This is a genomic window from Saprospiraceae bacterium (assembly GCA_016713025.1).
Taxonomy (GTDB): domain Bacteria; phylum Bacteroidota; class Bacteroidia; order Chitinophagales; family Saprospiraceae; genus OLB9.
The window spans coordinates 3050686-3065837 of sequence record JADJPZ010000004.1 but is presented as its reverse complement, the minus strand read 5'-3'; the positions used below and the strand labels follow the sequence as shown (position 1 = coordinate 3065837).

Below are 15152 nucleotides of genomic sequence, written 5' to 3'. Positions count from 1 at the left end.
CACACTCTTCGATTGATTGGAAACTGATGGGTTAACCCAACAGATGTGACCCTAATTTACCCATTCATATATCTTAAATTATAAAAAAATATCAGGTTTCTGATTGATAACATATTGATGAAAGTGTAAATGACTGATATTTTTGAAGGTGAAAAAGTAGAATTTGGCAAAGAAGGTATTATTTTTCCTTAAAATAGGCCATGTGACTTATTTTATTAATTTTTTGTCTAATAAAATAAACGTTGATTATCAATAAATTAAACGTTATGATTAAAAATATATGTATTTTTTTACAATAATATTTTTTTATATATGTAATCCTTTATATCTTTGACCCAGAATAGCGTGAGAAACTATTCGGAACCTACATTGTTTTACAACCTACCTGATATAATAATAGCTTAACCTAAGTTTGTTACACATAGATTTCGTTGTAATATGAAATTTAACTTTGTGATGTTGTTTAATACACTTATGTATTAAATTAATATTTATATTATTATTTATTCTGCTTTTTTATTCCAACCTTGATTTTGATTTTAGATCCAAAAGAGTAAAAGTGGCTTATGCTGCTTTTGTGTAAACATTTATTTCATAACCAATTAGTTATCGGGGCTTGAGTCTATGCTTAGGTATATTCTTAATTCTCATAACAGTAAAAACTTTTTTTCTTAAAACTCAAAATTTGGATCTCATGAATGGAACAAATTCAACACTTATGAATACCTTGACCAGGATGGCCCTGCTGGTAATGGTATTATTTACAGTTTCTCTTACACAGGTGATGGCCCAGCCATCGTGTGCTTGTAAGGGATCTATTCAAGTATCAGTCGATGCTGATTGTCAACTTCGATTGGTTGTAAGGGACGTTTTAGCTTCGACTGCGGGTTCTTGCGACGCTGGAGCCACGATAACGTTAATGAAGACAGCACAGGGAGATATTATTCCTGATTTAGCTCCTGCGATCGGTGTTGCTGAAGTGGATGGCAGTCTTCTCATCGGGAAGACGATTTATGCAAAAGTAACTACACAACCGATTGACGGGAAGGTGAATTCTTGCTGGACTACTGTGTATGTAGAAGACAAAATCAAACCAAGTTGGGCAAACAACAGACCGGATACATGTATAGTTACATGTCCAAGTCTTGGCACTTTTGTACCACGAGCTATTGACAATTGCCATACACCTCGTGTATATCAGGTAAGTGAGAGTATCGTCGTAAATGATTGTACCAAACCATTGATATTTGCTGGTCCGGATACGCTGAAGTGTATCACCAGAGAATACCGAGCAATAGATGAGTCCGGAAATGTTTCTGACTCTATCTGTAAGGTTGTCATATATGTTACTGCAATTGACGATCTGATTTGGCCAAAAAACTCTCAACTTTTCTGTGAAGAAGATTATGCCAAAATTCCTTCCGGACCTTTCGCAGGTCACCCATCACCTGTAGCTATTGATGGTAAAAAGGGATCAGGCGTACCATCACTGTATCCGTGGCTGCCAACTACCAAAAATGCAACATACTGGATAGGCAGAAGTGGAGATGGTTTGAGAGACTCAGTGTCACTTAGTACACGTGTAGTCCCTCCTGGGTCTCCGGCTAGTGCACAGGTATGTCTCACGGCACCTGCTAACATCACTCTGCGATTCAAATATGGTTCTATCCATTTGCCTGCCGCAACTGATTCAGCATTTTATACTATAAATGGTGACTGGAAGGGTGGACGAAAAGGGGTAATAACGCCGATGAGTGGTACAGTACCCGCTCCGTTTAATAACATTCCTTTACTATCCGGTCAGACAATATGTGTCAATTTAGTAGGTTCGGGTGCTAGTCTTACATTCGGCTTAGATACATTGATGACAGGTATTCCTTTATTACCTGAGAATTCAGCTGCTTGTAATCTTTTTGTAACTTACACAGACCAGAAATTTCCGACCATCAAATGTGTGACCAAGATCTTACGTAGATGGACCTTTATGGAGTGGTCTTGCAATTCCAGAATAATCACTCGCGACCAGTTGATCGAGATTATTGATAACAAAGGTCCAGGTATCCATGATTTGAAAAATGACATCGCTACAACCAATGGACATTCTTGCGAAGGTCTTTATAAACTTCAGAAGCCTAGATTGACAGACAACTGTTCAGACGATCTGAAATATAACGTTACTATAAAAGATGAAGAAGGAAAACCAGTTTCATTTATTGCAGGATTGAGACTATCGGATGCTGATAGATATGTTAAGTTACCATTGGGATGTGATTCTATCTTCTATACGGCTTTTGATGGCTGTCACAATTCTACTGAAGTATCTATTGTTGTAAGAGTAGAAGACAATACTCCTCCGGTAGCTGTATGCAAACAAAACACCGTTGTTGGTCTTACAGATGGTGGCAAAGCATGGGTACCTGCTTCATCATTTGATAATGGAAGTTATGATGAATGTGATCTTGCAAAAGTACTTGTGAGAAGAATGGATCCTACCCCTTGTCAACCATGTAAAGCACCTATCATCCCTGGATTTACTTACATAGGTGAACATATCAATCCGGGTAAAACTGCACCTCACCATTACTACGTCAGCAAACACAGAGCCAACCCAAGGGTGGCTGCAAAAACTGCAGCTGCAGTTGGTGGTTATCTGGTACACTTAAACAATGCTGCTGAAAACAAATGGGTTGATGACAAATACAGAGAGTGGAATATAGCTGAGGACTATATCATAGGATTAAGAGATGCTTTAGGAAAGGGAGAATTTTCATGGTTTAGCGGTCAATCAGGTACCTACAGAAATTGGGCACCCGGCTATCCTGTTGACACTATCATTACTCCTCTTAATCATAGAAATGACTCTATATATGTTAGATCTAAATACAGTACATGGACATCTTCAAGACCAGCAAGATGGGTCAATTTTGATGTAGACAATTGTGATGCTGATGAGTATCTTTATATTGTAGAAGTAGAAGATCCATGTGGATTTAGCGAGTATGTGGAGTTTTGTTGTAACGATGTAACGAGTACATCACCTAAAGTGGTCGTTTTAAGGGCAATTGACAAATCAGGTAACTGGAATGAGTGTATGGTCAATGCCACTGTACAAGATAAACTACCTCTTGAATTGACATGTCCGCCAAATCAAATTATCACATGTGATTATCCTGTTAGTTTGACTAAGGAAGACCTTAGGACTGCATTTGGTTATGCTGAGCTGAAAGGTAACTGTTCAAGTGGTACAATTACGGATACTTTTTATACCAATCTCACATCATGCCGAATTGGTACCATTAGAAGAGTCTTTACTGCAACACGAGGAACTGAAGTCAGAACATGTACTCAGATCATATGGGTTGGTGGCAGAAGCGGATATACTGGTCCGAGATCATGGCCAAAAGATACCATAGTAATGTCATGTGGTAATCCTGAAGATGATGCCTTTAGAACATCAGAATTAGGTAAACCTGATTTAAGTGGAGATAATGTGTGTAGCTTGGTAGGTTACAAACACCATGATGATATATTTTACATTAATAATTCAACACCAGATGCTTGTTTTAAAATATTACGTACCCATACAGTAATAGATTGGTGTAAGTTTTATCCTAACACATTCGTTATTGATAGAGTGCCGGCGTCTGTAGTAAATTTCTTAAGGTCAATTGGTGGTACAGGAACTGAACTTTCAGTAAACAACTACTTAATCCTAATTAATTCAATAGGAGCTATTGAGAAAGTAAATACCGTGGGATCAGAGAATGTTTATTATTACCCCAAATCAACATTTGGAGCACACCAGGTGCCAAATATCAACCTTGAAGGGCTTCTTCCAGGAATTGGAAGTGTTATTCCAGTAACAAGATTACCTGAATTAGCTCATATTTTCTTATTGGATTACTGGAACACTTGGGAAAGGTTGCAGACTATTAAAGTGGCAGATAAAGTTGCTCCCGCTATAGTTTGTCCTCCTGCTAAGACAGTATGTACTTATGACCCAAGTTGTGTAGGTGGTTTCATAGAATTGAGCACTACAGCTACTGATGCCTGTACTCAGGAACTGAGATGGTATTACAGAATTGACAAAAACAATGATGGCTCTTTCGATTCAGGTTCTCAATATAACAAAACTGGAATAGGCAATTCAATAGACGCAAGTGGCACATACCCGATAGGTACTCATAAAATTGAGTATACATTTGAAGACAAATGTGGCAACTTGTCCAAATGTGAACAACTGTTTACCATTAAAAATTGTAAAGCACCGACACCTTACTGTTTAAATGGCCTGGCAACTACATTAATGCCTGTTGATTCTGATAACAATGGGACTGTAGATGGTGGAATGGTGGATGTATGGGCAACTGATTTTGATAATGGAAGTAGTCACCCATGTCCTGGATATAAAGTAGCAGTTTCCTTTGCAGTAATTACTGCCAATGCTGACGGAACACCTAAAGTAGTTAATAGAAGAACATACACTTGTGATTCTATTATAACTGGTGTCAGAAGAAACGTAAGAATTTATATTGCAGCGGTTGATACCAAAGGTAAAGTCATTCTTGATGATAATAACAAGGTAGTTCAGGACTATTGCTCTACATTTATTGATGTTCAGAATAATTTAGGAGCTTGCGGATCTGCAGGCAGAATAGTGGTGAATGGATCTGTAATGACTGAAAATGAGATACCTGTAAAAGATGTGAGTGTTTCTCTGGAAGGTAGTGAGAAGACAATGATGACTGGAAACAATGGTACATATAACTTTTCAGATGTAACAGCAGGCGGAAGTTATTTGGTCAAACCATTTAAGAATGACGATCATATGAACGGTATCTCCACTCTAGACCTTGTGATGATCCAACGACATATACTTGGAATCGAAAAAATCACTTCGCCTTATAAGTTGATCGCTGCCGATGTTAACAAAGACAAAAACATCTCGGCTGCCGATCTTACAGAATTAAGAAAGTTGATCTTGGGCATCAATGATAAATTTACTAATAATAATTCGTGGAGATTTGTGGATAAAGCACATAAATTTACCGATGTAAATAGTGCTCAGGCTGAAATTTTCCCAGAGTTATATAGCTTGACCAATGCTAAGTCAAACATGAAAATAGATTTCATGTCTATCAAAGTGGGAGACGTCAATGGCAATGTTACAGCTAACTCAAATGACAACAGGACTGAATCCAGATCTGCACAGAACTTCGCTCTGAATACTGTAAATGCATCATTTAATGCAGGTCAAATTGTGGAAGTACCTGTAATCGTGGCTGAGGCAAATAGTGTCACAGGGTTCCAGTTTACTGTAGGATTTGATGCTGAAAAGTTGAGTCTGGAAGGAATAGATGGTGATATCGTGGGTATGACAGACAATAACTTTGGATTTACCAACTTAGCTGACGGTCTACTCTCAGTAAGTTATAACAAAGAAAAGGCAATGGATATGCAGGAAGGTGACAGAATCATCAAACTGACTTTCAAAGCTAAAGCTAATGGAACGCTTTCTGAAGTTATGAATATCAACTCTGATATCACTAAAGCAGAAGCTTATACTGGTTCACATGATGTGATGAACGTAAACTTCAAAGTGGTTAACAGAGTTGCTGATGGAGTTGTACTTCACCAAAATACTCCAAACCCATTCAAAGCAAATACTGTGATTGGATTTGAACTTCCGAAAGCAATGAGTGCTACAATCACTATCTATGATGTGACTGGTAAAATGCTTAGAGAGTACAAGGATGAATTCAGCAAAGGTTACAACAACCTTGAAATCAACAAAAACGAACTTGGTAGTGTCGGTGTAATGTATTACACGCTTGAAGCAGGTGACTTCAAAGCTACCAAAAAGATGGTTGTCATAGAATAATTTTCTATAAAGAATTTACTGTTTTTGGGATGGGACCCCTCTTCGAAAAGTCGGAGGGGGTCTTTTTTTTTATATACTAATCAAAAACAAATTCTTTTTTAATTGATTAATACTACCATTTATGGTTATCACCAAATTCAATAAAATAACACATCAATAAACATATGAGATATAGAAAACTTGGGAATACTGAAATAGAAGTGAGTGTGATTTGTATGGGTACCATGACTTTCGGGCAACAAAATACTGAAGCCGAGGGCCACGAACAAATAGATTATGCTTTGGCCAATGGTATCAATTTTGTTGATACCGCCGAGATGTATTCTGTACCGGGAAGACCGGAGACTCAAGGATCAACAGAAAGAATCATTGGCACATGGCTTGCTAAAACAGGAAAACGCAAAGACATCGTTCTTGCAAGTAAAGTGACAGGCCCTTCACCAGGCCTAAAATATATAAGTCCAAATCTGGGATTTAGCAAAGCCAGAATCCTGGAAGCTTTTGAAGGCAGCTGTAAAAGATTACAGACAGATTATATTGACATATATCAGATGCACTGGCCCGAAAGACGTACCAATTTTTTTGGTGTTTTGGGCTATACACAGCATGATGACCAATGGGAGGACAATTTTATGGAGTCTATCACCACCATGGATCAATTGGTCAAAGAAGGTAAAATCCGACATTGGGGGCTTTCAAATGAGACACCCTGGGGAGTGATGCGAAGTTTTAACGTCTCAGATGGCCACCAATTACCCAGACCGGTCAGTATTCAGAATCCCTACAATCTGCTGAACCGTAGTTTTGAGGTCGGACTTTCAGAAATTTCTATTCGCGACCACATTAGTCTTTTGGCTTATTCACCTATGGGATTTGGGTTGCTTTCAGGTAAGTTTCACGATAAGGCAGATACGGCAAATGACAGAATCAATCAATTCAAAAACCTTTCAAGGTACAACAGTACACAAAGTTGGGAAGCAACTGAAAGGTATATCAAAATAGCCCGTGAAGCAGGTCTCACACCGGCAGTCATGGCATTGGCATTTGTAAATGACCGGCCGTTTGTGACCAGCAATATAATCGGGGCAACAAGTATGTTGCAATTAAAAGAAAACATCAGCAGTATTGATGTGACATTGAGCAAAGATGTGCTCGATGCCATAGATTTGGTACATAAAGATATTTCCAATCCGGCACCTTAAAGTATTACAAAACTCATTATCTTTGTTTTCGGGCTGTAATAAATAAAGCAGAATAAAAGATGATCAATAAAAAAGTTGAAAATGTTACTGAAGCATTGTCGGGAATAGAAGATGGAATGACCCTGATGTTAGGCGGCTTTGGTTTGTGCGGTATTCCGGAAAATTCGATATTTGAATTGGTAAGAAAAGGTGTTAGAAACCTTATTTGTATCTCCAACAATGCAGGTGTGGATGATTTTGGTTTAGGTCTACTACTTCAGGGCAAACAAATAAAAAAGATGATCTCATCTTATGTAGGTGAAAATGAAGAATTTGAAAGACAGATGCTCAGCGGGGAATTGGAGGTGGAGCTTATACCGCAAGGTACGCTGGCTGAAAGATGCCGTGCAGCGCAATCGGGATTTCCTGCATTTTATACACCTGCAGGATATGGTACAGAAGTAGCTGAAGGCAAAGAGTCCAGAGAATTTGATGGTAAAATGTATATCCTGGAAAAAGCATTTGATGCAGATTTTGCCATAATTAAGGCCTGGAAAGGTGATGAAGCCGGTAATCTGATTTTTAAGGGAACGGCCAGAAATTTCAACCCTTGTATGTGTGGTGCCGCTAAAACTACCATTGTCGAAGTGGAAGAATTATTACCTGTTGGTGCATTGGATCCAAATTTTATCCATATACCGGGCATATTTGTGCAGCGTATCTTCCAGGGTGAAAAATATGAAAAAAGAATTGAACAGCGGACCGTACGACAGCGTCCCAATAATTAGCGAAATTAGGGTTAATTAGCCTCAAAAATAAAAAAAGAGAGACGCGAATATTCACGAATTGCGCGAATTTAAAAAATGAATAATTAGCGAAATTAGGGTTAATTAGCGTATAAAAATAAGCTTTTTCCATTCTTACATCACTTTTACAGAAAACAATTGCATTTTCGCCCCGTGGAATGATCATTTATGACAAAATATATACATAGAGATATCAGTTGGTTGTCTTTCAATTACAGAGTATTGCAGGAAGCAAAAGATCCATCCGTACCTCTGCTCGAAAGGCTGAAGTTTTTGGCTATCTATTCATCCAATCTTGATGAGTTCTTCAGAATTCGGGTAGCAAACCACCGAAATCTGGCTCGTGCAGATAAGTCCACTTTAAAAAATATTGATTTTGCTCCTGATGTTGTCTTGAGAGAAATCCTAAAAATAGCCAATAAACAACAAGAAGAGTTTAGCCTTATTTTTGATAAACAAATCAGACCGGAATTAAAAAAAAATGGAATTCAACTGGTTTCCTGGCGTAAGCTTACCAAGCCGCAAATCGAATTTGTAGATACCTATTTTAATGAATATTTGCTTCCGTTTGTTCAGCCCGTCATTCTTGCCGGTAAAAAAATCAAACCATTTCTGAATAATGGAGCATTGTACCTTGCCCTGCACCTCCATAGCAAAGACGCCCTCAAACCTGTTTCAGAATATGCCATTGTTAAGATCCCATCTGACCATCTATCCAGATTTGTTGAGTTACCCACAGGCCATACCAGATCAAAACAAGTGCTCATGCTGGATGATGCTGTCAGGCATAGTGTGAGGTTGATATTTCCAGGCTATAATATACTGGACTCTTACAGTATTAAACTGACAAGAGATGCAGAATTGTACATAGATGATGAGTATTCCGGTGACTTGCTGGCTAAAATAAAGAAGAGCCTGACCAAAAGAAGCATCGGTGTAGCTTCCAGAATGATTTATGACAGAGGCATGCCTAAACATTTTTTGCAGTATTTGATGGATGTATTTGAAATCGATCAGCTGGATCTCTTACCGGAAGGAAGGTATCATAACAATTCTGATTTTTTTAAATTTCCATCATTTGAGATGACTCATCTGAAAGATCCGGTTTTATCACCTGTCACAATCGATGAACTGGAAGATGCGGCATCAATATTTGAAAAAATAGGAGAAAAAGACAAATTACTTCATTTGCCTTACCATAGTTATGATTCTGTTATTAAATTTTTTGAAAATGCTGCAATTGATCCGGATGTCACGCATATCAAAATCATCCAGTACCGGGTGGCCAAGGTTTCCAGAATTATGGGAGCTATCAAGGATGCTGTCAAAAATGGTAAACAAGTGAGCACTTTTATTGAGGTGAAAGCAAGATTTGATGAAGAGGCAAACCTAAAATGGGGTGAAGAACTGGAAAATGCCGGTGTAACTGTTTATTACAGTATGCCTGGATTTAAGGTGCACTCAAAACTGGCACTAATACGCAGACTCGAAGATGGTATGCCCAATCTTTATGCCTACCTCGGTACAGGCAACTTTCATGAAGATACAGCAAAGATTTACTCTGACTTTGGAATTTTTACAAATGATAAAAGGATAACGTCTGAAGTGGCCAGAGTTTTTACATATCTGGAAACAAAACATAAACATAATATACATTTTCAGTATCTTGGAGTAGGTCTTTTCAATCTGAAAGAAAAATTTATCAGCCTGATCAAAAGAGAAATAGAATTTGCCAAAAAAGGTAAAAAAGCCAGAATGATCCTGAAAATGAATAGTCTGCAGGACGAAGAAATGATCAATTTGCTCTATGATGCCAGTAAGGCAGGTGTAAAAATCAAGCTCCTGATAAGAGGGATTTGCTGTCTGGTGGCCGGACAAAAAAATCTGAGTGAAAATATCGAAGCTTATTCCATTGTGGACAGATATCTTGAACACAGCAGGGTTTTTGTTTTTCATAATAATGGTGATCAGGAAGTATATTTGTCTTCAGCCGATTGGATGGTAAGAAATTTACATTTCAGGGTGGAAACACTTTTTCCTGTTTTCGATCACGATATCGCAAAAGAAATCATCACTATCATGAATATCCAACTCAACGATGATACAAAATCCAGGATCCTTGATGCTTCCTTGTCCAATAAATACAGGAAAAACAAAGATGACATCGCCGTAAGAAGTCAGACTGAAAGCTATTATTTCATTAAGCGCAGAGAAGAATCGATGTCAAACATGATTGATAAAACAAAAGAAAATTAAACGATATGCTCAAATCCGTTTCGCCACTTGATGGCAGATACCATCAGGCTACCGCTGTACTGTCTGAATATTTTTCAGAATATGCATTGATCAAATATCGGGTCATTATTGAGGTCGAATATCTGAAGGCATTGGCACATCTGCCTCTGCCTCAGTTGAAAGATGTGGGTAAGACTTTTTTTACGTCATTGGATGAAATCATTTCAAAATTTTCTGTAAGCGATGCTGAAAACATCAAAAATATTGAAAAAACAACCAATCATGATGTTAAAGCTGTGGAATATTTGATAAAAGACAAGCTTGAATCGGCAGGTTTTGGTCAGCTTAAGGAATTTGTGCACTTTGGTCTGACTTCTCAGGATATCAATAATACGGCGTTTCCAATGATGATAAAGTCGGGGATGGAAGATATCATGCAGCCTGCTTTGTATGAAGTATTGGAACAAATAAAAGATAAAGCAATGAAATATCAAGGTTTGCCCATGCTGGCACGCACCCACGGACAGCCGGCATCTCCCACTACACTTGGAAAGGAATTGATGGTTTTTATTGAAAGGCTTGAAGATGAAATTCAAATAATGAATGCCATCCGAATAAAATGTAAATTTGGAGGAGCCTCAGGCAATTTTAATGCTCATAAAGTCAGCTACCCCGATATAGACTGGATCAAGTTTGGAAATGAATTTACTCAAAAATTGGGACTCAGGCGTTCTCAATACACCACACAAATTGCCCATTATGACGATCATGCTGCGATATTCCAATCCTGGTGCAGGATCAATACAATATTAATTGACTTTTGCAGGGACATATGGACCTACATCTCGATGGAATATTTTAAGCAAAAGACCAAAGAAGGAGAAATCGGTTCATCTGCCATGCCACACAAAGTCAATCCTATAGATTTTGAAAATGCAGAGGGAAACCTGGGCATTGCCAATGCAATTTTTCAGCATCTGGCTGAAAAGCTCCCTATTTCGAGATTGCAACGTGACCTTACTGATTCCACTGTACTCAGAAATGTGGGTGTGCCCTTTGGTCATAGTATCATAGCGTATAAATCGATCATCAAAGGCATAGGAAAGCTTCTCGTCAACAATACAGCCATGGATCAAGACCTTGAAAACAACTGGGCGGTCGTTGCGGAGGCCATCCAGAATATTTTAAGACGTGAGCAGTATCCTGAACCTTATGAAGCCTTAAAGTCTTTGACCAGAGGGAAAGGAGGCATCACCAAAGAAAGTATGCATGAGTTTATTTTAGGACTTAAGCTTTCAAAAGATATTGAAGATGAGTTATTAGCCATTACGCCACAGAATTATGTGGGGTATTATTGATAGTTTGCGGAATTTAATCAATTATCTTTCGCTCAATTTCTTTAAGTTCTCTATTATTTTAACTTCATCTGTACAAAATATGGATGCTCAGGATTAACAATGAGTTCTTTTCTTAGCGGATGTATCAAAACCTATTAGGTCTACGGTCTGCTTCATTGTTGATTATTGACTACTATATCCATGACATTTTGAAACAGTCGCTCCAGTAAACAGTATTCTTTCGTTTGGATCGTCACATTGGCGGTTAGATTTTGGTTTTGTGATATTACTCCACTTTTTTTGGGTATATCCCATTTTTACACTAAAATTGTTTAAACTGCCCGCTACCCTCATTCTGAAGAGCCTGTCAAGCTACGCTTGAGACGTCCCACCCAAATTCTCCTAATAAAAGCGCTGAATTCCCCTTTAGGAGCAGGGGTAAGAAGAGCCAAATTACCTTCCCGCTACCCTCAATCCCTTAAGAGCCTGTCAAGCAATGCTTGAGACGACCCACCCTTTAACCCTTAACTACTAATGCCCCGTCAAGATAAAGAACTTAATTAAATGTGGTTCTTTTACCGAATAGCTGCGTTAAAAATACTCGCGGTCCATAGAACATTAATATCATGGAAAATAATATTTTCGTAACCAAAAAAATGAGTACCTTAAAGCCAGCAGTTTTAAACCGTGGGCTATAGTGGGATAAAATCACAGAATTTTAACATATTTTTTCAATTTTGGAATCGTGTAGAGCCGTACGTCCATAAAAATTTCATCAATCAAAACATTTTTCAGTGATCCTCCGTTATCTTGAGTAACTTTGCATCGCAAATAAATCAAAGCAGAGAAATACTTATGTCTCGTGAATTAAAAATCGGAATCCTTACTTTTCTTGTATTAGTCACCATGATATGGGGATACACCTTTCTGAAAGGAAGAAACCTACTGACAGCTGCCAATGAATTACATTCAACTTATGCTGATATTGAAGGATTGAATGTTTCATCTCCTGTTTTGGTCAATGGATTTAAGATAGGCACAGTAACAAAAATCGGATTGAACAGCGAAAATGTCAAGCTGATGGATGTTTTTATCTGATTGACAGCGATTATAAAATTCCAAAAACAGCTGTTGCCAATCTGAAATCTTTGGGCGTAGTGGATGGGAAAGGAATATTTCTCGATTTTGATAAAGCTTGTACAGGACAAGATTGCGCTCAAAATGGCGATAAATTGGAAAGCGGTTCAATAGGGTTACTGGAGGCTATGCTTGGGGAAAGCGATATTTCCACATATAGTTCTGAGCTGACCAAGTCATTGCGATCTGTGATAGCCAATGTCGGAAAAGAAGGCGAACCCGGCTCACTCAATGAATCTGTCAGACAACTGGAGCAAATCACAAAAAACATCAATGCCCTGACATCATCTGCAAATGCACTGGTAAATAATACATCTGCGGGATTGAAAAAAACTACTGATAACATCGCTGTCATCACAACCTCACTGGCCAAAAGCAATCAGAAAATAGAAGGTATGTTGGCCAATCTGGACAAAATCACAGCTGATCTGGCAAAGTCAAATCTGAGTAATACCGTTGCAAAGACCAATGAAACACTGGATGCTTCAAAAGTAGCCATAACTGAGCTAAAATCCACCCTGCAAAATGCCGGCACCACTATGCATGACTTAAGCACGATGCTGAAAAAGATGGAAAACGGCGATGGCACTTTAGCGAAGTTGATGAATGATAAAAAACTGTATCAAAATATCGAGGCCACAACAAAAAATCTCGACTTGCTGCTACAGGACCTGAGGTTAAACCCCAAGAGGTATGCGCATTTTTCTGTATTTGGTAAAAAGCAGAAAGAATATACCTTGCCACAAAATGACCCGGCAATTCAGGTGGAAAAACAGTAACAAGCGCCGTATAATAGCATGACAAACCATGTGATATGAAAAAAAGCCTGGGTGCATTGATAATTGTTGTGGCAGTTGTACTATTTTATGGTGCGTTTTCTGATTATAACAAATCCAATGACCTCATTTTTTATGGAGGAAATATCATCACACTCGAAGATCGTCAACCGACAGTAGAAGCCATTCTTGTAAAAGACGGGAAGATCATCGCCGTTGGTACGATGGATAGTATAATTCGTCTGAAAAATGCCAAAACAAAGGTGATCAACCTTGAAGGTAAAACTATGCTGCCGGGTTTCATAGATCCTCATGGACATTATGATTTTGCCGCAGTATTCAGATCTATGACTGATGTAAGTGGTGTAATATACAGAAAACCGGACGAGGTGTGGCACCGTATCATTGAAGCTGTCAATAAAGCGGAACCGGGTGAATGGGTCTATTGTTATGGTATGGATCCTATACTTACCGAAGGTATTTCGAGACCTACACTGCAATATCTGGATTCTATTGCACCGGATAATCCTTTGGTCATCATAACCAAAGCTTTACATGTCTTTTATGCCAACTCAAAGGCTTTTGGAGCTTTGGGGATAAATAAAGGTACCAAAGATCCATCTGATGCAAGTTATTATGAAAAAGATGCAAATGGCAACCTGACCGGAGCAATTTTTGAGCAAGAAGCATTGGAACCATTCAGGCATCAGATCCAATCAGATATCAAAGAAGATTTCGTTAAGAACACTCAACTCGTGATGAAGGATTATGCGTCATTTGGTGTAACTTCGGCAGTAAATATGGGCCTTCCGGCAGATAAAAAATCTATATTAACGCTTTACAGTCACATAGCAGCTGAAAAAGCAGATCCGTTGCAAAATCTGATTTCATTTACAGGTAAATTGCCTAAGAGATACCCTCACCAGCGATTATTTATATACTTGCGAAAGGAGAATTTTGACCTTTTGCCAATAAAGGATGAACAACAAGATGATTTTTTTAAAATTATCGGTATCAAAATGTGGTACGACGGTTCACCTTATGCCGGGTCTATGTACCTGCGGCAGCCATATATCAGATCAGATTTTACCATCAATGGCATCAATCTAAACCCCAATCACAGGAGTCACCCACTGCTTCGACAGGATGAGTTGATGTCATGGATTGAAAAAACACAGACGAAAGGATACCAGGTAGCTATCCATGCTCAAGGGGACATAGCACATGATGATGTCGTCAGTGTATTTAAACAATTGCACATCAAAAGTCAAATAAACCCGTACAGACATAGGGTCGAACACTGTATGCTGCTGCCCGGCGAAAGAATTGATGAATTAAAATCCATGAGTGTAACACCCGGATTTCATATCAACCACGTTTTGTATTATGGTGATTTTTTGAGTAAAGAAATACTTGGTGAAGAACGCGCAAATCAAATCTTTCCGATAGCATCAGTAGCAAAAACAGGACTTCCTTTCAGTCTGCATGCAGATATGCCTCAGTTTTACCCAAATCCGCTTTTGCTTGCAAGTACTGCTATCAATCGTAAAACAGAGGCGGGTCATGTCTATAATGATAAGGAAAAAATTAGTGTTTGGGAAGCTTTGAAAGGTATCACTATATATCCGGCTTGGCAACTTCACATGGAGAACAAACTTGGCACGATCAAACCCGGAAAATATGCTGATCTTGTTATTCTTGATAAGAATCCATTGAGTGTCAATCCTGAGGTTTTAGATAAAATACTTGTTCTGGAAACAATTGTTGCAGGAAACACGATATATCGTAAGAAGTAAACA

The 15152-nt window shown here is 38.4% G+C and carries 8 protein-coding genes; all 8 read left to right on the top strand.

Annotated features, from left to right (window positions below; genetic code table 11):
- Positions 1-694 precede the first annotated feature (694 nt).
- Complete coding sequence (locus IPK35_19395) at positions 695-5881, top strand: T9SS type A sorting domain-containing protein (protein ID MBK8055375.1); 5187 nt, start codon at positions 695-697, stop codon at positions 5879-5881.
- Between the two features lie 164 nt (positions 5882-6045).
- Positions 6046-7083 (top strand): NADP(H)-dependent aldo-keto reductase, encoded by a 1038-nt coding sequence (locus IPK35_19390; protein ID MBK8055374.1) that lies wholly within the window; start codon positions 6046-6048, stop codon positions 7081-7083.
- Positions 7084-7142: 59 nt separating this feature from the next.
- Positions 7143-7850, top strand: coding sequence for a CoA transferase subunit A (locus IPK35_19385; protein ID MBK8055373.1), 708 nt, complete (start codon positions 7143-7145; stop codon positions 7848-7850).
- Positions 7851-8036: 186 nt separating this feature from the next.
- The gene (gene ppk1 / locus IPK35_19380; protein ID MBK8055372.1) at positions 8037-10124 is read left to right on the top strand and encodes a polyphosphate kinase 1; all 2088 of its coding nucleotides are present in this window, start codon (positions 8037-8039) and stop codon (positions 10122-10124) included.
- Between the two features lie 5 nt (positions 10125-10129).
- A complete protein-coding gene (gene purB / locus IPK35_19375) occupies positions 10130-11461 on the top strand; it encodes an adenylosuccinate lyase (GenBank protein ID MBK8055371.1) in 1332 nt (443 codons plus the stop codon).
- Positions 11462-12295: 834 nt separating this feature from the next.
- Positions 12296-12538, top strand: coding sequence for an MCE family protein (locus IPK35_19370; protein ID MBK8055370.1), 243 nt, complete (start codon positions 12296-12298; stop codon positions 12536-12538).
- Between the two features lie 50 nt (positions 12539-12588).
- Positions 12589-13356: a hypothetical protein gene (locus tag IPK35_19365; GenBank protein ID MBK8055369.1), complete on the top strand. Its 768-nt coding sequence runs from the start codon at positions 12589-12591 to the stop codon at positions 13354-13356.
- Between the two features lie 35 nt (positions 13357-13391).
- A complete protein-coding gene (locus tag IPK35_19360) occupies positions 13392-15149 on the top strand; it encodes an amidohydrolase (GenBank protein MBK8055368.1) in 1758 nt (585 codons plus the stop codon).
- The last annotated feature ends 3 nt before the right edge of the window (positions 15150-15152 follow it).

Coding starts and splice junctions, on each gene's coding strand:
- purB (MBK8055371.1), top strand. CDS start 10,130: ATGCTCAAATCCGTTTCGCCACTTGATGGCAGATACCATCAGGCTACC.
- IPK35_19385 (MBK8055373.1), top strand. CDS start 7,143: ATGATCAATAAAAAAGTTGAAAATGTTACTGAAGCATTGTCGGGAATA.
- IPK35_19370 (MBK8055370.1), top strand. CDS start 12,296: ATGTCTCGTGAATTAAAAATCGGAATCCTTACTTTTCTTGTATTAGTC.
- IPK35_19360 (MBK8055368.1), top strand. CDS start 13,392: ATGAAAAAAAGCCTGGGTGCATTGATAATTGTTGTGGCAGTTGTACTA.
- ppk1 (MBK8055372.1), top strand. CDS start 8,037: ATGACAAAATATATACATAGAGATATCAGTTGGTTGTCTTTCAATTAC.
- IPK35_19395 (MBK8055375.1), top strand. CDS start 695: ATGAATGGAACAAATTCAACACTTATGAATACCTTGACCAGGATGGCC.
- IPK35_19390 (MBK8055374.1), top strand. CDS start 6,046: ATGAGATATAGAAAACTTGGGAATACTGAAATAGAAGTGAGTGTGATT.